Origin of the sequence: Streptomyces sp. NPDC059499, assembly GCF_042749285.1 — a bacterium.
In the GTDB taxonomy this organism is placed as follows: Bacteria; Actinomycetota; Actinomycetes; order Streptomycetales; family Streptomycetaceae; genus Streptomyces.
In genome coordinates, this window is record NZ_JBHYTT010000014.1 from 71,171 (window position 1) to 89,080 (window position 17,910).

At 70.3% G+C, this 17,910-nt stretch carries 21 protein-coding genes and 1 tRNA gene; 15 read left to right on the plus strand and 7 right to left on the minus strand.

Annotated features, from left to right (window positions below; translation table 11 throughout):
- Positions 1-34 precede the first annotated feature (34 nt).
- The 3 genes from ACFW9O_RS27820 to ACFW9O_RS27830 all read right to left on the minus strand — a co-directional run bounded on the left by ACFW9O_RS27820 (position 35) and on the right by ACFW9O_RS27830 (position 2,431).
- Positions 35-1,021 carry a hypothetical protein gene (locus ACFW9O_RS27820; RefSeq protein WP_384613118.1) on the minus strand — a complete coding sequence of 329 codons (987 nt, stop codon included), beginning with the start codon at positions 1,019-1,021 and terminating at the stop codon, positions 35-37.
- Between the two features lie 128 nt (positions 1,022-1,149).
- Positions 1,150-1,707 carry a GNAT family N-acetyltransferase gene (locus ACFW9O_RS27825; RefSeq protein WP_384613120.1) on the minus strand — a complete coding sequence of 186 codons (558 nt, stop codon included), beginning with the start codon at positions 1,705-1,707 and terminating at the stop codon, positions 1,150-1,152.
- Between the two features lie 97 nt (positions 1,708-1,804).
- Positions 1,805-2,431, minus strand: a complete 627-nt coding sequence (locus ACFW9O_RS27830) for an SMI1/KNR4 family protein (RefSeq protein WP_384613122.1) — start codon at positions 2,429-2,431, stop codon at positions 1,805-1,807.
- Positions 2,432-2,657: 226 nt separating this feature from the next.
- Here ACFW9O_RS27830 and ACFW9O_RS27835 point away from each other — a divergent pair, with 226 nt between their 5' ends.
- Positions 2,658-3,038, plus strand: coding sequence for an antibiotic biosynthesis monooxygenase family protein (locus ACFW9O_RS27835; RefSeq protein WP_384613124.1), 381 nt, complete (start codon positions 2,658-2,660; stop codon positions 3,036-3,038).
- 255 nt (positions 3,039-3,293) lie between these two features.
- Here ACFW9O_RS27835 and ACFW9O_RS27840 read toward each other — a convergent pair whose 3' ends face one another.
- Together ACFW9O_RS27840 and ACFW9O_RS27845 are read right to left on the minus strand one after the other, a co-directional pair.
- Positions 3,294-3,674 carry a hypothetical protein gene (locus ACFW9O_RS27840; RefSeq protein WP_384613126.1) on the minus strand — a complete coding sequence of 127 codons (381 nt, stop codon included), beginning with the start codon at positions 3,672-3,674 and terminating at the stop codon, positions 3,294-3,296.
- A gap of 345 nt (positions 3,675-4,019) precedes the next feature.
- Complete coding sequence (locus ACFW9O_RS27845) at positions 4,020-4,535, minus strand: DinB family protein (RefSeq protein WP_384613128.1); 516 nt, start codon at positions 4,533-4,535, stop codon at positions 4,020-4,022.
- 405 nt (positions 4,536-4,940) lie between these two features.
- On the opposite strand from ACFW9O_RS27845, the gene ACFW9O_RS27850 reads away from it, so the two are divergent.
- Both ACFW9O_RS27850 and ACFW9O_RS27855 read left to right on the plus strand, forming a co-directional pair.
- Entirely contained in the window at positions 4,941-5,186 is a 246-nt protein-coding gene (locus ACFW9O_RS27850) for a hypothetical protein (RefSeq protein WP_384613130.1), read from the plus strand.
- A 370-nt stretch (positions 5,187-5,556) separates the two neighbouring features.
- A complete protein-coding gene (locus ACFW9O_RS27855; protein WP_384613132.1) occupies positions 5,557-5,922 on the plus strand; it encodes an amphi-Trp domain-containing protein in 366 nt (121 codons plus the stop codon).
- A gap of 55 nt (positions 5,923-5,977) precedes the next feature.
- On the opposite strand, the gene ACFW9O_RS27860 is transcribed toward ACFW9O_RS27855, so the two are convergent.
- The gene (locus ACFW9O_RS27860; protein WP_384613134.1) at positions 5,978-6,601 is read right to left on the minus strand and encodes an HdeD family acid-resistance protein; all 624 of its coding nucleotides are present in this window, start codon (positions 6,599-6,601) and stop codon (positions 5,978-5,980) included.
- Positions 6,602-6,798: 197 nt separating this feature from the next.
- Between ACFW9O_RS27860 and ACFW9O_RS27865 the strand changes: the two genes are divergently transcribed.
- The 10 genes from ACFW9O_RS27865 to ACFW9O_RS27910 all read left to right on the plus strand — a co-directional run bounded on the left by ACFW9O_RS27865 (position 6,799) and on the right by ACFW9O_RS27910 (position 15,318).
- A complete protein-coding gene (locus ACFW9O_RS27865) occupies positions 6,799-7,644 on the plus strand; it encodes an endonuclease/exonuclease/phosphatase family protein (protein ID WP_384613136.1) in 846 nt (281 codons plus the stop codon).
- Between the two features lie 260 nt (positions 7,645-7,904).
- Complete coding sequence (locus ACFW9O_RS27870) at positions 7,905-8,606, plus strand: hypothetical protein (RefSeq protein WP_384613138.1); 702 nt, start codon at positions 7,905-7,907, stop codon at positions 8,604-8,606.
- 7 nt (positions 8,607-8,613) lie between these two features.
- Positions 8,614-9,249 carry a MauE/DoxX family redox-associated membrane protein gene (locus tag ACFW9O_RS27875; RefSeq protein ID WP_384613140.1) on the plus strand — a complete coding sequence of 212 codons (636 nt, stop codon included), beginning with the start codon at positions 8,614-8,616 and terminating at the stop codon, positions 9,247-9,249.
- On the plus strand, positions 9,225-9,773 hold the full coding sequence (locus tag ACFW9O_RS27880; protein ID WP_384613142.1) for a hypothetical protein: 549 nt from the start codon (positions 9,225-9,227) through the stop codon (positions 9,771-9,773). Before ACFW9O_RS27875 ends, ACFW9O_RS27880 begins: the two co-directional genes overlap by 25 nt.
- Positions 9,770-10,687 carry a peptidoglycan-binding protein gene (locus ACFW9O_RS27885; protein ID WP_351174910.1) on the plus strand — a complete coding sequence of 306 codons (918 nt, stop codon included), beginning with the start codon at positions 9,770-9,772 and terminating at the stop codon, positions 10,685-10,687. Before ACFW9O_RS27880 ends, ACFW9O_RS27885 begins: the two co-directional genes overlap by 4 nt.
- Positions 10,688-10,876, plus strand: coding sequence for a hypothetical protein (locus ACFW9O_RS27890; protein ID WP_306069138.1), 189 nt, complete (start codon positions 10,688-10,690; stop codon positions 10,874-10,876).
- A gap of 72 nt (positions 10,877-10,948) precedes the next feature.
- Positions 10,949-11,452: a hypothetical protein gene (locus ACFW9O_RS27895; protein WP_384613144.1), complete on the plus strand. Its 504-nt coding sequence runs from the start codon at positions 10,949-10,951 to the stop codon at positions 11,450-11,452.
- 210 nt (positions 11,453-11,662) lie between these two features.
- Complete coding sequence (locus ACFW9O_RS27900) at positions 11,663-12,397, plus strand: D-Ala-D-Ala carboxypeptidase family metallohydrolase (RefSeq protein WP_384613146.1); 735 nt, start codon at positions 11,663-11,665, stop codon at positions 12,395-12,397.
- Positions 12,398-12,596: 199 nt separating this feature from the next.
- Positions 12,597-14,345 carry a glycoside hydrolase domain-containing protein gene (locus tag ACFW9O_RS27905; RefSeq protein WP_384613148.1) on the plus strand — a complete coding sequence of 583 codons (1,749 nt, stop codon included), beginning with the start codon at positions 12,597-12,599 and terminating at the stop codon, positions 14,343-14,345.
- Positions 14,346-14,379: 34 nt separating this feature from the next.
- On the plus strand, positions 14,380-15,318 hold the full coding sequence (locus tag ACFW9O_RS27910) for a penicillin-insensitive murein endopeptidase (RefSeq protein WP_384613150.1): 939 nt from the start codon (positions 14,380-14,382) through the stop codon (positions 15,316-15,318).
- A 55-nt stretch (positions 15,319-15,373) separates the two neighbouring features.
- Here ACFW9O_RS27910 and selD read toward each other — a convergent pair whose 3' ends face one another.
- The gene (gene selD, locus ACFW9O_RS27915; protein ID WP_384613152.1) at positions 15,374-16,417 is read right to left on the minus strand and encodes a selenide, water dikinase SelD; all 1,044 of its coding nucleotides are present in this window, start codon (positions 16,415-16,417) and stop codon (positions 15,374-15,376) included.
- A gap of 56 nt (positions 16,418-16,473) precedes the next feature.
- Between selD and ACFW9O_RS27920 the strand changes: the two genes are divergently transcribed.
- Both ACFW9O_RS27920 and selA read left to right on the plus strand, forming a co-directional pair.
- A tRNA-Sec gene (locus ACFW9O_RS27920) sits at positions 16,474-16,567 on the plus strand.
- Between the two features lie 68 nt (positions 16,568-16,635).
- Positions 16,636-17,910 carry an L-seryl-tRNA(Sec) selenium transferase gene (selA, locus tag ACFW9O_RS27925; RefSeq protein WP_384613154.1) on the plus strand — a complete coding sequence of 425 codons (1,275 nt, stop codon included), beginning with the start codon at positions 16,636-16,638 and terminating at the stop codon, positions 17,908-17,910.

Consider the following 17,910-nt stretch of genomic DNA (forward strand, 5'->3'; position numbering starts at 1 on the left):
GGAATGAGCTTGGCCCTGTGGCCAGTACCCGTCGTCAGGGGCGCGGGGCCCACGGGTCGTCGTACCACACCGGATCGGGCTGTTCAGGGTGGAGCATCTTTCGGACGCAGCGCCGTAGTCCCGTCTCCTCGGATTCGCCGACGGCGGCCATCCAAGGCAGGTCCTCCATGGCCTGGGCGCGCTCGTCGGTGGCGAGGTCCTCGACGACGGCGCGCAGGTCGTCGGGGGCGGGTTCGTCGGTGAGGCAGAGCCAGCCGATCGCTGCGGCCAGCCGGACCTCTGGCGCCTGTGTTCGGTCCCGCCACCGTTGTCGCATGCATGCGGTGGTTGGCGCGTGGGGGTGGCTACGGGTGGCTTCGGCGGTGGCGAGCACCAGGGCGGAGCGGACGATCGGGTCCTGCTCGGCGGCGAGCCGGGTGCGGAAGGCGGCACGGACCGTGCGGTCGGGGTCTGCGGCGGTGGCCAAGGCGTAGGCGGCACTGATCCGTATCGCAGGGTCGGGGTCGTCGAGGAGGGGCTTCAGGAGGGCGGTGTCGGCGGTGATCGCGGCGCGGGCGGCGGCGACCGACCAGCCCGCCGGGTAGCCGGTCACCTCGACGCCGTAGCCGTCGTAGAGGTCGTCGTACGGGGTGTTGCCGCGGTGGAGCAGCAGTTCGTTGCGGGAAGCGACGCCGAAGTGTAGGGCGCGGGCCGGGGAGGAGACTTCGGCGAGCGCCCCGGCACGGTACGGGTGGCAGGTGTCGGCGGCGATCCGGATCAGGAAGGGTACGGCGAGCACGGCGGCGGCCCGCATGTCGTTGGCGCACATCCCGCTCACAAAGCCCGTTCCTGTGCGCACGGACGAATTGCCGGTGTGCAGCAGGTGAATGGCTTCCTTGACGTGATCCCCCCGCGGGAAGTGCTCCCAAGGGACTTCGTCGAGCAGGAATCCGTCCTTGGTCTCGGGCCGAATGGCGGCCACCACCGCACGCACGTCGAACGGTCCGCCCACGAATGAGGACAGATCAGCTCCGTCCGTCAACTTCCGGCACATCGCGAACGTCGGATCAGTTCGCCACTCGCCCATGTCACACCACCCCACCGCCGAGTCCGATCGGAGTAGATCATGCCGAGCGGAGTGCATCAGTGGGTTGCGAGTCCACAGTCGCTTCAGCGCAGGTCGAGCAGCATCACGTCATGGAGGTCCGCGCCCTCGCCCCGTGGCCGCGCCTCGCCGATCTTGCGGTATCCCCACGCCCGGTAGGCAGCCGACGCGGCCTCGGCGGCCGGGTGGACGTTCAACAGCACCCGCTCGGCTCCGATGCCGTCGAGCAGCATCTCGTGCAGACGCCGCGCAACACCCTGTCCGCGCCACGGTCCGCGCACGGCGAGTTCCATGAGCCCGAAGGTGCGGTGCCCGTCCTCGTACTGCATGTCGTCGGGCACGGGCTCGGTCAGTTCGTCCCACCACACGGTGTCGGGCCCGAGCGGGTGTCCGTATGCCATGGCGATCGGCTCGCCCTCCGAGGTGCGGGCCATGACAGCGCGAAAGGCGCTGTGGCGAGCCTGTACGGGGAAGCGGCGGAAGGCTGCGGCGACATCGTCCGCGGTCTCTTCGTACGGAGGCTCCGCGAAGACATCGCCGTAGATCAACTTGAACGCTTCCTCGGCCTCCACCGCGGCCGACCCGTCCACACGCCCTATCGCGATGATCCCTTGCCGCGTCATATGGTCCCCCTCGGACGGTCACGTGCATGCGTTCGCCGCGCCCTCGGGTGCTGGTGGCTGGCGCTCGTCACCAGGACACTGTTGCCCCTGGCAGCGTTCACCAGCCGACCAGGTCCATGGACCTTCGCGCGAGCCAGTCCGTGAAAGACACGGGCTGATCATCCAGGTTCAGAGGCAGGATCTGGTCGCAGGTGGCCCGGCCGTCGAACCACAGTGAGCCGTGGTGCGGACCGGTGACAACGAGCAGGGTCGAGAAGCCACAGCCGTTGTCCTGGATGAATACAGCGCCGGACGTCTTGCGCTCCTGGAACACCTCGTATTCGGCGTTCCACTGCTCACATGCTGCCTGGTAGGCGTTGGGGTTCGGGAAGTCCTCCGTAAGCGGCTCGCGCGCGACCAACTCGTCCTCGTAGGCACGGTAGGAGTCGGGGTGCGGGAAGGCGGTGGTGAGCAAGTCGTAGTTGGTGTCCGAGTCCCCATGCCAGCCCCAGCCTGTCGCGGATCGGCACAGGCGGTTCACCGTGCTGCCGGCGTCCTGACGGAGCAAGTACTCGCGGTACTGGTCCGGGAACGCGATGCGCAGTTCCACCTCCGCTTCGCAGATCTCCGCTTCGGACAGCGGCACCGCCGGGCAAGCGCTCGGCCGAGAGGTGGGAGAGCCGAGCTCGTCAAGGCGCCGCCCCCGGGCAACGCGTTGTGCTTCCGCTATCCAGTCGGTCGTCATACGGGTGAGGTTAGACCGAGCGATCCGTCGTACTCTGCCGTGGCGTGGACGCTGGGATGCAAGGTCCGCCGCCCGCAGGCACGCTGGCCCGGAGGCCGAGCCTTCGTGGCCGTTGCCGGGAGCTGGAGGGAGAGCTCAGACGGCTTCGGTCAAGAACCCGGTCCCTGATGTATCCCGGTCAGGAAAGACGCTGGATCGCGGTCGCATCCCGCCTTACGGTGGCGCCATGAGCGATCACTCAGAAGCGCTTGTCGCGCCCGTCGAAGCCTTTGAACCCCCCTACTACGTGGCTGTCTTCACTACAGTGCGAACCGGGGAACAGAGCGGCTACAGCGAGACCAACGCCCGCATGGAAGACCTGGTGAAGGACGTCCCTGGGTTCCTGGGGATGGACCACGCGCAGACTCCTGGTGGGCTGGGCATCACCGTCGGGTACTTCCGAGACGCCGACGCCCTCACGGAGTGGCGGACCAATGCCGAGCACCGCGCAGCGCAAGGGCGTGGGCAAGCCGAGTGGTACCAGAGTTACACGCTGCACGTAGCGCAAGTGGAACGGAGCCACGGGTTCGTGCGAGGTGAGGTCCTGCGGAGCCCAACAGCAGCCTGAATAACCGAAGTTACCTCCTGGTGCGGCAAGCGCCGTCCCGCCAGGCTGTTCGGGTGGCAGAACGAGTACGCGTCCGCGACATCGATGACGACGAGGGCAAGCGCCTGCTGCGGATCATCTTGCACCGCCCTGCTCGGGACCGGTGCCGGCCGCGGCATTTCGGGTGTGCAGCGGAGTCGTGTCAAGGTGGTCGAGATTCGGGCGAGGACGTAGGCGGTGTGTGCTCGGTCATGTCGATCCGGCTCGCCGTCGTGATCAGCTCTCGACAGATACGGGTTCCGCGTGGAGTGACACGGCGGTGAGGTAGAGACCGTCGCCGCTGATCCGGAGCGTCGGGGGCAGGCCGTCACTGAAAGCATCCGAAACCTCGGCGGTCGGGTAGCCGAAGAGGTTGATGCCGCCGAGGACAACTGGGCAGGCAGACGGCCCGGTGAGCGTGAAGGGGGCGCGGGTGAGGCCGATGCCGGCTAGGCCAGGGGTGTCCTGGTGCCGGCCGCGGCGGTCCGTGGTGTCACCGTATGTGTCGAGCGTCAGGCCCTGGTACTGCGCGCTGAAGGCCCAGCGGGCGCCACAGACCCAACCATCGCGCACGTCCGCGACGGTGGCGACGGCCCACTGGGCGGTGCGCTCGTCCATGCCGAAGCGGAGGGTGCCGGCAGAGCCAGGGAGCCGGAGGCCGACTCCTGGGATCAACTCGAACATGCGGAGATGGTCCCAATGAACGGCACTGCGCCACAAGCCGGAAACGACGATCACCTGCTGCTGACTTCCAAGGGGCGTTTGCTGTTCCTGCAGCTCAGGTGGCTTGCGCGAGCTGGTTCGGCCGGGTCGGCGGCGGCTAGACGTATTGATCACTGATGCGATGTGGGACCGGATCGAGCCGCTGATTCCGGCCGATCCGGTCCGTGGTCGGCGGTGGGCCGATCGTCGTGCGGCGTGTTGGCCTGGCTCCTGAGGGAAGCCCCGCTTCGCGGAGCTGCGCTAGTAGTAGCCCTTCGTGCCGTCGAGTAGCTCCCGGACGATGTCCGCGTGCCCTGCGTGTCGCCCCGTCTCCTCGATGAGGTGAATCAGTATCCAGCGGAGGTTGGCGCTGCCGTCGTGGAAGTCGGGGTGGCGGCCGGTGTCGTCCAGGTCGGCCGCGGCAACGATCGCGTTGCTGCGGGTGCACTCGGCCTCGTACTCCGCAAGGAGCTCTGCGAGGGGGCGGCCGTCGGTGTGCCAGTCGGCGTTCTCGCCTGACTCGTCGAATGCGGGGTTCTGCTTCTTGTCGCCGCCGAGGAACAGTACTTCCAGCCATATGTGCTCGGTCCAGCGCATGTGGGAGATGAGACCGGCCATCGTCATGTCCGGTGAGGTCGGGATGACCGGGCGGCGCGCGTCCTCGTCGCTCAGCCCTTCGCATTTCCAGCGCAGAATCTGCCGCTGCAGGTCCAGCCAGCCGGTGAGCGCAGTGCGTTCATCCGCTTGGCGCGGGGGGCGTTCCAGTTCCGATGACATGGCGGCGCACGTTACCAGGGCGGTCGGGAGGGGCACCTGGGTGACGGGCGCGTCCGCGATTTACCGGTGATCTTCGAATGATGCCGCGGGAGCGGGCCCTCGTCTTCGCAGTTCAAGGCGTCGACCCAGCGACATCACCGATCAGACTTCAGTAACACCACAAGGGGCTTCCGTGACACGCCCGACGAGCCGCAGAAGCCCAACTTGCCTAAATTCGCGTCCCGTTACGGAGCCCGAGAATCGGAAACTCTTCGTTGTGCTGGGCTGGTTCGGATAGGGCCAGCTCGCCGCCCTCGGCCTGGTCCTCAACGCCGTCGGCTTCGCGCCGAGCACGACATCACGGACGAGCACGTCGCCCGCCTCTCCCCGCTCAAGGACCGACACATCACCTTCCTGGGCCGCTTTGTGTTCGACATCAAGGCCGGCGGATCCGGCCAGGGCCTGTGCCCTCTCCGGGCCCCGGACGCCGTCGAAGACGACGAGGACTTGTACAGCATCTTCGATGCGGCCGAGGTCGAGGAGACGCTCGGCACGGGAGAGCTGTTGAATGTCGGGCGCCGTTCGAGGACTGCGGCGGCCTTCTTAGTGCGGCCAGCGTCGACAAGCACGTCGGACAGGTCGGCTTCTGCGTTCGCATCGACCGCCGCCTGACGCGGCGCCTGCGGCCGCGACGGGTCCGTAGGCGGCGGAGCGGCGCGGTGACCCGTGGGGCATCGTCCCAGCAGCCATGGCGCGGGAGGACGGCCTCGAGTGCTCACGGATGCGCTTCTGCCGCCCTTCACGCAATCGGCCCAACGGAGCCGCACGCGCAGCGGACCCCGGTGCCGGCTTGCATACGACGGTGAGGGAAGGGCTGCGGCGCGATGGACCTACGGCGGGCTGGATCGCTGTGGCGGAGGGGCACCTCGGCCGTAGGCGGTATGCCGTTCCTCGCCCCGTTTGTGCGGATGTCCGATCCCTCGCACAGCTTCAGAATCGGCGCTATGACGTCATGCGGTTTCTAGGGGATTGGAGACACCCCGTGAAGGACCTCAAGTTTGAGCAGAAACGCTCGTTGTCACGCCTCGATGCGGCTGACCAGCTCACGGCGATCGCTGCCGCGCTGAGAGAGGGAGGGGACGTCGAACTGGAACTGGGCGGCGTGACGCTGAGCCTTCGGATCGCGGACGACCTTCACGGTGAGCTGGAGGTCGAGGTCGGTGACGGGGAGATGGAGCTGGAGATCGAGTTCAAGTGGCCGACCGCGACGTCCCGGACCGCGCCTTCGCAGGCGGGCGCGGGTAAGGCCGCCACGAAACGGAAGAGCGCGCCCGCGAAGCCTCGTCGGAGCGGTCCGGGCGACGGCAGGAAGGAGGGTGCGAAGCGGTCCGCCACGAAGGCGTCCTGAGACCCCTTCGTGTGCGGGACCGCTGCGGCGGGGGTGCCCGAGGCCCGTGGACCCGTTACCTGCGGAGGGCCGCCCGCCAAGCGAGGGCGAGCGCCACCTCGGCGAGGCCGAGCAGGACGAGCCACAGGCCGAGCAGCCATGTCAGGGCGCGGGCCGACTCGGCCGGCAGGGCGAGCACCACGATTCCCGCCACGATGGCGAGTACTGCGGCGCCCAGGACCACGCCTCGGTGGGGCAGGTCCTTGGCGGCGATTGCCGCGTAGAGGGTGAGGATGCCGGATACGAGCCAGACGAGCCCGACAATCAGGGACAGCGCGGCGATGGTCTGCAGAGGGTTCCGCAGGCACAGCACCCCGGCCAGGGTGTACAGCACGGCCAGGAGCAGCCCCGGGAGCCGTTCGCCGTGGCTCTCCCCGGCGAAGACGGCCACGAAACGGAATAGCCCGGTCACCAGTAGGTACAGGCCGATGAGGACCGCCACGACGTGCAGCGTCCCGTCCGGCCAGAGCAGAATCAGGAGGCCCGGCACCAGCGTCGCGATCGCCGAGCCCAGGATCCAGGTCCAGGAACGGCCGAGACGCGCCAGCACATCCGAGGGGTCGCCCATCGGACCGGGCTCCGCACCGTAGGGGTCGTCTCCCGCTCCGGTACGCGGTGCCGGGCCATGCGACATGGTCATGGTTGCCTCCTCGCACGATCGGCCGGGGCCGAAAAGCGACGGTTCTTGCTTGCCAGCATGGACCGTTTCGATCGGATCGGCACTCGACAGCGTGTCGACACCTGCGGGGGAGTCGGTCTTCACCTCGCGGCCACGGGCAGGCCAGGGGAGCGGACGATCATCGAGGTCCTTCATGAACCTTGTGCCAGGAGGCCACCGTGCTCCGCCGTACCCTGTCCGTTCTCGCCGCTGTCGTCGCGCTCGCCGGAGCCACTGGCCAGGCATCGGCCGCCGACGGCGCCCCGGCCGCTCAGCGTCCCGGCCCCCGCGTGCTGGACGTCATGTCGTTCAACATCCACCACGCCCAGGGCACCGACGACAGGCTCGACCTCCAGCGGATCGCCCGTGTCGTCCGCGAGAGCGGTGCCGACGTCGTGGGCCTGCAGGAGGTCGACAACCACTACTCCGAGCGCAGCGAGTGGACCGACCAGCCCGCCGAGCTGGCCGCCATGCTGGGCTACCACGTGGTGTTCGGCGCCAACATCGACAATGCCCCGCCGGCCACGGGCGGACACCGCGTCCAGTACGGCACCGCGATCCTGTCCCGGTACCCGATCACCGCGTCGGACAACACCTGGTTGTTCAAGTCGCCGGGTCAGGAGCAGCGCGGCCTGCTGCACGCCACGATCGACGTCCGCGGCAGGGCGGTGGAGTTCTACAACACGCACCTGGCTGCCAGTTCGCAGACCGACCGCCTGCGGCAGTCCGATCAGGTCGTGGACCTGATCGGGGCGAAGAGGCCCGCGATCCTCGTGGGTGACTTCAACGCCCTGCCGGACGCGCCGGAGTCCCAGCCGCTGCAGGAGGCTTTCACCGACGCGTGGGCCGATTCCCCGCACGGGCGCGGTGACGGCGCGACGTACCCCGCCGAGGCTCCGACCGAGCGGATCGACGTCATTTACACGACCGGCAAGGTGACGCCGCTCGTCACGCGTGTCGTACAGGTGGCCCCGGCCGCCTCCGACCATCTGCCACTGATCGGCAAGGTGCTCGTCACCTCCTGATCCGGCCACAACTGCGCGCTCCCGCACCTGAGCGCGACGAGGACGCAGCCCCGCCGGCCTGTCCGGGTCCCACGATCGGAAGGTCTTGGGAACCCGGGCGCATCCGGTGTTCCGATGATCGTCAGGCCGGTACGAACAACAGGGACCGCGGCTGATCCGGCATCGAGAGTGTTGCGAACGATTGACAGGGTCATGACTCTTGTCTAGTTTCCTGAGCGGCTGCGGTGTCACACCGGACCCCCGCCTCCGGGAGGATGCACATGGCCGCATCGTTCGTCACTCATCGCGCACTCGACGGCGGGACGTACCACCTGGAGGGCGATGTCGACCTTCAGGCGCCGTGCACGTCAGCCGTCGAGGTGGTGGCCGGCGGCCGACTGATCGAATTCACCGCCGGGCCGGCCTCCCTGGGGGACGACGTCGCCGCATCCCTGGGCATCGGGGCACCCGAGACCGAGCTCACCTTCCAGAAGGGCACGCTGCGCATCTTCCGGTCCGTCGAGCGCGAGCCGCGCTCGGGGCTCGTGGAGCGACCGTCGCTCGTCGTGTGGCGAGGTGAGCGCCACGCACTCGTGACCCGGTTGTACGGCCTGGATGTCACCGCGGTGCTCGGGCTGCTCCGGTCGGTGCGCATCACGGAGAGCGAATACGGCCTCACCCTCCAGCCGGACCCCTCGGCCGGAAGCGCCTTCGCGCGGCCCGCGACGGTGATCAAGGAGGTGCCCGGCCTCGGGCTGCTGGAGCTGTCACGGCGCACCAAGGAGCACACCGCTCAACTCCCGCCCTGGAAAGGGGTGGCGGTCGCGTCCGGCGAGCTGTTCCGCGACACGCTGTCCGACGGCAGCCCGTTCTTCGTGCTCTCCTCCACCGAGATCTGGGCCACGGTGGTGCCACTGGCGTCGACTCCCGTCGAGCGGGTACCCGAACTCGTCGGCCGACTCACGCTGCGGCACACCGGGTGATCCGCCGGTGACCGGCTTCTACGGCGGACTGACCGCCTCCGTCGTCATCCTGACCCTGCTCCTGGGTGCGGGCTCCCATGCCGCCGCCCCGGCCGCACTGGGCGATGCGCTGTGGGCGCACGGCGTGCTGGGTCCGCGGCTCCGCCGGCCGGTGGCCGTCACCCTGCCGGTCGCGGAGGGCGTCCTGGGAGCGGCCGGCGCAGCCGCGCTGCTGACGGGTCATCAGTTGCTGCTGCAGGGCGTACTCGGCCTGGGTGCAGTCCTGTTCGGGCTCTACTCCGCCTACACGCGACACGTCCTCGCCCTCGGCCGCGGGGGGCCGTGCGGCTGCTCCGGCCAGGACGTGCCCCTGAGCCGCTGGGTGACCCGGAGGGCCGCGGCCCTCGCCGTACTCGCGACGACCGGCGCCCTCGTCGCCGGAGCCGGCCCCGTACGGCTCTCCACGACGGAGCTGATCACGCTGATGCTCGCAGCCACCGCATGCACAGCGCTCCTGTGGTCCCTGCCCGCTGCCATGCACGAGCCGACCGCAGCCTCCGTTCACCTGTCGACCAGGGCGCCTGCTCACCACCAGGCCGAGCCCACCGTGCACCGGACCGCCGAAGGAGTGCCAACGCGATGGACTTCACCACCAGCGCCCTGATTGCCTCGTGGGCGGCGATCGCGCTGCTCGCGCTGGTCGTCTCGGGACTGATCAGGCAGGTGCACCAGCTGTCACGAACACAGCCGCACCGTCCCGGGCGGGTGGGCATCGCCCCCGGCGCACAGGCGCCCGGGCTCGACCCGGCCCGGACCGGTCCGGCGGGGCTCGACGGCCTCCTGGCGCCGGGCCGCGCCGCGCTGCTGCTCTTCCTCGACGCGGACTGCCGTACCTGCGGCCAGGTGCTCGACGAGGCCGGCGCCTGGACGGTCCGCCAGGGCGACGAGGCCGCCCCGCAGGTGCTCGGGCTCTACGCGGGCGCCGGACCGCAGGCCGACGAGGGCGCCGTCCCGGTCTGGGACCACCGTCCGGAGCTGTTCACCGCGTACGACATACCCGCCACCCCCTACGCGGTGGCCATCGATCCGGAGCGCCGGATCGTGCGTTCCGAGCCGCTCGGTTCACCCACCGCGCTGCTGCGGCTGCTCGACGACATCGCACCCGCAACGCCGAGGAGCCGGCCATGACTTCGCTGGACGACGTGCCCACGCTGCGCCGCTCAGGGAGCGGTGGCCGCCGCTCCCTGACCGGGCGCGGGACCCTTCCCTCCTTCGCGCCGTCCAGGCGTACCGTGCTGCAGGCCGCGACCGCCGCGGGCTTCGCCGCGCTGGGGGTGTTCTCCGCCGCCCGGGAGGCCTATGCCGACGGATACGACATCTGGACCGGTGCGTGCCCCAGTTACGCCGCGGACCACAACTGCTCCCCGGGCTGCGGGCCCAGCACCATTTACGCCGACGCGTGCGTGACCTCGGGGACGAACACAGGCTTCCACCGGACCGACGGAGTGACCTGGACCCTGCGGCCCAACCAGTGCTACGCCGGTACCTACGACGGCTGGCTGTGGCGCTACAGCGCGGCCTGCGGCAGCTGCGGCTGCGGTATCGAGCGGCGCTGCCACGACGGGTACCGCAACACCGGCTCCGGCTGGGTGAAGTCCATCTGCCGCTGGACCACCGACTGTGACTGCCCCGGCTCCGTCACCTGGCCGACCATCGGTCGCGGCGCCACCGGGCCCGACGTCTTCACCATCCAGCACCTGCTCACCCACCACGGTCATCCCACGGATGTCGACGGCATCTTCGGGGTGGACACCGAGGCGCAGGTCGAGGCCTTCCAGTCGGCGAGCGGACTCAGCCCCACGGGCAGCGTCAGCGCGGCCACCTGGCCGGTGCTGGTCGTCACCGTGCGCCAAGGAGACGTGAACGATGCCGTACGGGGCGCGCAGCGGCAGCTCAACAAGCACGGTTCCGCACTCACCGTCGACGGCAACTTCGGTTCGCTCACCCGGCAGGCCGTCGTCTCGTTCCAGTCCCTGCACGGCCTGACCGCCGACGGAGTGGTCGGCCCCAACACCTGGCTCACGCTGACCGGGACGGTCTAGGTGGGCGAGTCCGTCCGTCCCGCGGACCGGCCGAGCGGCGCCCGTGCCGTACGGGCGCTGCTCACCGACCCCGTTCTGCCCGTGGCGGCCCTGGGGATCGCGGTGATCGCCGCCGTCCTCCACGCCCCTGTGCTGACCTGGGCCATCACCGGCGGTCTGGCCGGTTACTCGCTCTCCGGCTCCGTTTGAACGCGTAACAGCGCATTCGCGCTGGCCTCGCCAGGTTGGCGGGCGACGTACAGACAGGCGCTGGTCCTCGGCGTGTTCACCTGCGGTCTGCTGGCCGGCGGGGTGCTGACGGCCGGGGTGCTGTGGCTCCTGTCCGGTCTCTTCACGCCGCTCCCGGACGTCGTGCGGCAAGGGCTGATCGTGGCCGTCGCACTGCTCGCCGTGCTGCGCGACGCGGGCAAGTTGTCGCTACGGCTGCCGCAGAACGCCCGGCAGATCCCGCAGGACGTCCTGCGCCGTCATCTGGTGCGAGGCGCGCTGCAGTTCGGCTTCGAACTCGGTACGGGCGTGCGCACCTACGTCTCGGCGAGCGCGCCGTACGCGATCGCGGCAGCGGTGCTCCTGTCCGGGGGCTCCTACGCGCCCGCCCTGGCCGTCGGACTCGGTTTCGGGGTAGGCCGCGCACTCACCCCGGCACTGCGCAGGCTCTCCGGAGACGGGGAGCGCTGGGACGACCTTCTCGCTGTGCGGCTGAGCGGCATGACCGTCGTGTGCTCCGCGCTGATCGCCGCTGCCGCCCTCGCGGTCGGGCAGTAGCGTCGTACCTCGCTTCGCCGATCCACCTCGGCCGGGGGACGCCCGTCGCCTGGCGCCAGGAATAACAACTCCCGTTACACATAAGCCAGTTGTGCCGGAGGTCTGGTCCTGTGGCAGATGGTGATGGTGTGGACACGTCACGGAGAGGGGCGTCAAACTCGCCTCAGCCCTCTAATGGGGGATCGGAAGGGACTCGCAAACGGAGGCGCCGTGTTGAGGCGTACGATCCAATTCGCTCTGTCATTTGTCATGATCATGACGGCTTCGATCGGGGGGGTGCTGGCCACGGCCGCCCCGGCCCAGGCCGACGAGTGCTACAGCTGGGGCCGCACCCTGTCCGAAGGCATGTCGGGCGCCGACGTGACCCAGCTGCAGATCAGAGTGGCCGGACACGTCGACTACGGCGAGATCCTCTCCGTCGACGGCAACTTCGGCCCGCGGACCAAGGCGGCGGTCACCAAGTTCCAGCAGGCGTACGGCCTCGGAGCGGACGGCATCGCGGGTTCCCAGACGTTCACCAAGATCTACGCACTGCAGGACCCGGACTGCACCCCCATCCACTTCACCTACGCCGAACTGAACAACTGCAACTCCGACTGGTCCGGTGGTGCGGTCAGTGCCGCGACAGCCAAGTCCAACGGACTGCGCACGATGTGGAGGCTGGAGGCCATGCGGCACGCGATGGGCGACGTGCCGATCGCCGTGTCCAGCGGATTCCGCTCCACGGCCTGCAACAACGCGGCGGGCGGTGCCTCGAACAGCCGGCACCTCTACGGTGACGCCGCCGACCTGGTCGGCAGCCCGTCGTTCTGCGTGCTCGCCCAGCGGGCTCGCTCGCACGGCTTCGGCGGCATCTTCGGCCCCGGCTACCCCGACCACAACGACCACACGCACGTGGACGGACGCACCAGTCGCTCCTGGTCCGCGCCCAACTGCGGCGTCTGACCGCCGAGTCTCCACACACCCGCACAGCAGCCCGCCTTCCCCCGGCCTCCGGCCCGGGGAAGGCGGGCCCGCACCGTCCGCAGGGTGCGCGGCCGATCAACCTCCCACCACGGGCAGGCGCCGCTCGTGGCCGAACCGGAGCAGACCTGCCGTGCCGCTCTCCCTCACTCTCCCCCCGCATCCGAGTAGGAGTGAACCGATGTCGTCCTGGATCCCCTGGCGCGCCCGCGCCGGAACGGCCCTGCTGGCAGTGCTCGCCGGTATCGGCGCCTTCGCCGCGCCCGTCCCCGCCCTGGCAGACTCCCCGCCCGAGAACCTGCAGAGCGTCACCTACCACGGCTACCGCATCGAGGTGCCCGCCGAATGGCAGGTGGTCGATCTGGCGGAGAACCCGCGTGCCTGCCTCCGGTTCGACAGACCCGCCGTCTACCTGGGCGAGCCCGCCGAACAGAACGACTGCCCCTCCGGAGTCGTCGGCCGTTCGGCGGGCATCGTCGTGCAGCCCATCACCGCACGCTCCGCCGGCCAGGCGACGGCGGCGACCGCGCGGACCCAGCGAGGCACAGCCGTCGCCCCGTCCGCCGCGTCCGGCAACGACACCATCCAGATCGCGGTCGAGGACGCCGGCGTCCTCGTGACCGCCGCCCACACACCCGATACCGAGGACCTGGTACGCGGCGTTCTCGCCTCCGCCGAGCTCACCGAGGGCGCCGAGCGCACCGTGCTGCCCCGCGCGGCCCAGCGGTCCGACACCACCCCCCTGGCCGCGGCCGGACCGCAACCCGGCACCTACCAGGGCAAGGGCTTCGACGCCTGCACCGCACCCTCGCAGGCCGCGATGAACGCCTGGCAGGCGAGCTCGCCGTACAGCGCGGTCGGCGTCTACATCAGCGGATCCTTCCGCGGCTGCGCCCAGCCGAATCTGACGGCGAGCTGGGTGACCAGCCAGACCAACAACGGATGGCGTCTGTTCCCCATCGACGTCGGCCGCCAGGCACCGTGCACCAGCTACTCGCTGAAGATGTCCACCGACCCGGCCACGGCCAAGTCCCAGGGCGTTACCGCGGCCGCCGGTGCCATCACCGCCGCGTCGAACCTCGGCATCCCGGCGGGCAGCGCCATCTACAGCGACATCGAGGCGTACACCTCCACGGCCTCCTGCAAGGCGTCCGTGCTGTCGTACCTGTCCGGCTGGACCGAACGGCTGCACAGCAGCGGCTACCTGTCGGGCTTCTACTCCAGCGCCGCCTCAGGCATCAAGGACGCCGCCGCCGAGTACAACAACGGCGCCTACACACGGGTCGACCACCTCTTCTACGCCTGGTGGAACGGCGCCGCCGACACCAACACCGGTTCCTACGTGCCGTCCTCCTACTGGTCCAACCACCAGCGGATCCACCAGTACGCGGGCGAGGTGACCGAGTCCTACGGCGGCTACTCGATCAACATCGACCGCGACTACCTCGACGTCGGCAACGGCTCCACGCCCACACCCACCTGTACCGGGGCGAACCTCGACTTCACCTCGTACACCACCGTCCAGAGCGGCTCGACCGGAGACCGGGTCAAGGCCGCCCAGTGCCTGCTCAAGGCCGCCGGCTTCGACCCGGGCACCCCCGACGGGATCTTCGGGCCCGACACGACCGCCGCCGCCCGGAACTTCCAGGCCGCCAAGGGGCTCACGGCCGACGGCGTGGTCGGCGCGAAGACCTGGACGGCCCTGCTGTCCCGCGGATCCACCCCGACCGTCCAGAACGGCTCGACGGGAGAGGCCGTCACCCGGCTGCAGCGCGCCCTGACCGCCGCGCTCGGCCGGACCGTGTCCATCGACGGCATCTTCGGCTCGGGCACCACCCAGGCCGCACTCGACTACCAGTCCTCGCGCGGACTGGGCGCCGACGGCATCGTCGGCCCCGCCACCTGGGGCGCCCTCCAGTCCGGAAAGTGAGCAGGCGAATGAAGAGGAAAACGAGGCAGAAACCGTGAGACGACTCGCACGCATCATCACGCTGTTCACCGCACTGGCGGGCCTGCTCCTCGGACTGGGCGTCCCCGCGCAGGCCTTCCCGCAGGCGGCGTTCCCGCTGACCAGCAACGGCAACCGGGGCTCCGACGTCGTGGCGCTGCAGCACCTGCTTGCCGCGCACGGCCGCCCCGTAACGGTGGACGGCGCCTTCGGCTCGGGCACACAGAGCGCCGTGGTGGGCTTCCAGCAGTCCAAGGGCCTGACCGCGGACGGCATCGTCGGCCCAGCCACCTGGGGCGCGCTCGCCATCACCGTCCGCCAGGGCGACAACGGGCCGGCGGTGACGGCCCTCCAGTCGCTGCTCAACGCCAAGCGGGGCGCCGGGCTTTCGGCCGACGGAGCCTTCGGGCCCGCCACCGGCACCGCCGTCCGCACCTTCCAGTCCCATGCGGGAATCAGCGCGGACGGCGTCGTCGGGCCGACCACCTGGCAGAACCTGCTGTGGCACTACGAGAACATCAACTTCGGCGGCAGCACGATGTGCTCACAGAGCCCCGACGGCAACGCGGGTGCTCACTGGGCGACAGCCGGCGCCGTCGGCCAGCTGGAGGCCGCCGCCGCCACCTTCGCCGCCACCGGGAACGGCAGACTTCCCGTCGGCGACGCGGGCTTCGAACACGGCGGGGACATCCCCGGCCACGGCAGCCACGAAGTCGGGATGGACATCGACGTGTGGCCCGCCCGTACCGACTCGGCGCAGTGCACCGCGGGGCGCATCACCTGGCAGTCCAGCACGTACGACCGCGCGGCCACCCGCAGGCTCGTGCAGGAGATCCGGGCCAAGGCCCCCGGCCACGTCCAGCTCATCTTCTTCAACGACCCGCAGCTGATCTCGGAAGGGCTGACCACGAGCTACGCCAACCACGACAACCACCTGCACATCCGCTACCGGTAGCCAGTCGGCCGCGGGACCCGGGCCTCGCCCGCGGACCCGCGGCCGTCCGCAGCGCTCAGCGGATCACCAGGGTGGTGCCGGCCACGGCGGGAACCAGTTCCCCGATGACCGGATGCCCGGGTACCTCCCCGGCGACCAGCAGCCCGCCGGAGGTCTGTGCGTCGGCAAGCAGGTGCAGCAGGCCCTCGCTCGCCCGTCCCGCGTCGAGGTGCGGGCGCACCCAGTCGAGATTGCGCAGGGTGCCGCCGCTGACGTACCCGGCCCGCAGGGACTCCCGGGCGCCGTCCAGCACGGGAACGGCGGCGGCGTCGACCACGGCCGTGACGCCGCTGGCCCTGGCCAGCTTGTGCAGATGGCCGAGCAGCCCGAACCCGGTCACATCGGTGGCGCACACGGCTCCGGCCTCCAGGGCAGCGGCAGCGGCCTTGTCGTTGAGCGCGGCCATGCTGGCGACGGCGTGGGGGAAGACCTCGCCGGTCCGCTTGTGGCGGTTGTTGAGTATGCCGACGCCCAGCGGTTTGGTCAGGGTCAGCGGCACGCCCGGCCGGCCGGCGTCGTTGCGCAGCAGCCGGCCCGGATCCACCAGGCCCGTCACGGCCATTCCGTAGAGCGGTTCCGGGCTGTCGATGCTGTGTCCACCGCCGACGAAGCAGCCTGCCTCGCGGGCCACTTCGAGCGCACCCGCCAGGACCTCCCGGGCCAGCTCCGGGGGCAGGACGTCACGGGGCCAGCCCAGCAGATTGAGCCCGACGACGGGACGGCCGCCCATCGCGTAGACGTCGGACAGGGCGTTGGCCGCGGCGATCCGCCCCCAGTCGCGGGCGTCGTCGACGACGGGGGTGAAGAAGTCGGCCGTCGACACCAGGGCGGTGCCGTCACCGGTGAGCACCACCGCGGCGTCGTCACCGTCGTCGAGTCCGACCAGCAGCCGGTCCTCGTCCCCGCCGAGGGCATGTCCGGGATCCCGGAGCGGCAGCAGTCCAGCGACCATCGCCTCCAGTTCCCCCGGAGGAATCTTGCAGGCGCAGCCGCCGCCGTGTGCGAACTGGGTCAGCCGTACGGGTGCGGCCGGAACGGCGGCGGGGCCAACTGTCGTCATACGGCGATCATTTCACCCCTTGCCCCAACAGTGTGCGGGGACCACAATCTTGCTCCGGAGGCGTTGGGCGGGCTGGTGCCCCTCCCGATCTTCAAAATCGGTGTGGTCCGGGAACCGGGCCAGGCGGGTTCGATTCCCGTCCGCCTCCGCTGACTTCGATCGGAGTGGCGCGGGTGGCGGACAAGACGGACGAGCCGCCTGCGGACATCAGGAGGCAGGTGCCGAGCACCACGGTGCTCCTGGGCGACCCCCGGCTGAGCGAGGCGTCCGCACGGCTGGGCAGGCCACTCGTCAAGGCCGCGGTCGGCACCGCCCAGCAACTCGTACGCGACGGACGGATCGGCCCGGGCGACGCGGTCCACGCCGCACTCGCCGCGCTCCCCGCGCACACGACCGGGCTGAGCCCCGTACACAACGCCACCGGCGTCGTGGTGCACACCAATCTGGGACGGGCCCCGCTGTCGCGGTCCGCACTGGAGGCGATGGCGGCGGCAGGCGGATACACGGACGTCGAGCTGGACCTGAAAACCGGCAGACGGGCGCCACGCGGCCGCGGCGCCATGGCCGCCCTGCGGGAAGCGGTGCCGGCCGCGGAGGCGGTGCACGTGGTGAACAACGGAGCCGCCGCCCTGGCCCTGGCGGCGGTGACGCTGGCCCCGGGGCGCGACATCCTGCTCAGCCGGGGCGAGTTCGTGGAGATCGGCGACGGATTCCGGATACCCGAACTGCTGGTCTCCTGCGGCGCCCGGATACGCGAGGTCGGCACCACCAACCGGACGCGTCTCGGCGACTACGCGGACGCCGCGGGCCCGGACACCGGTTTCATCCTCAAGGTCCACCCGTCCAACTTCACGGTGAGCGGCTTCACCGGGGGAGTGGAAGCCGGGGAACTGGCGTCCCTCGGCCTTCCCGTCGTCGTCGACATCGGCTCCGGCCTCCTCGCCCCCGACCCGTTGCTGCCGGACGAGCCCGACGCGGCCACGGCCCTGCGCGCCGGGGCCACCCTCGTCACCGCCAGCGGGGACAAGCTGCTCGGCGGGCCACAGGCGGGGCTGCTCCTCGGCCGGTCCGCCGTCGTGGGACGGATGCGCCGCCACCCGATGGCGCGCGCCCTGCGCGTGGACAAGTTCACCCTGGCCGCGCTGGAAGCGACACTGCGTGGTCCCGAGCCACCCGTGCACACAGCCGTCCACATGCCGCTGCCGCAGCTGCGCCTCCGCACCCTGCGCATGGCCCAGGACGCTGCCCGCCGAGGTCTGGACGCGGGCGTCGTACCCCACGACGCGGTGGTGGGAGGAGGCGGCGCGCCCGGGGCCGTTCTGCCCTCCTGCGCGGTCAGCCTCCCCGACCACCTGGCAGAACCTCTGCGCACCGGTGAACCGGCCGTGCTCGGGCGGGTGGTGCGCGGCCGCCTGCTGCTGGACCTCCGGTGCGTACCGGAGGAGTTCGACAGCGAGATCCTCGACGCGGTACTGCGCGCGGCGGGGCGCTGA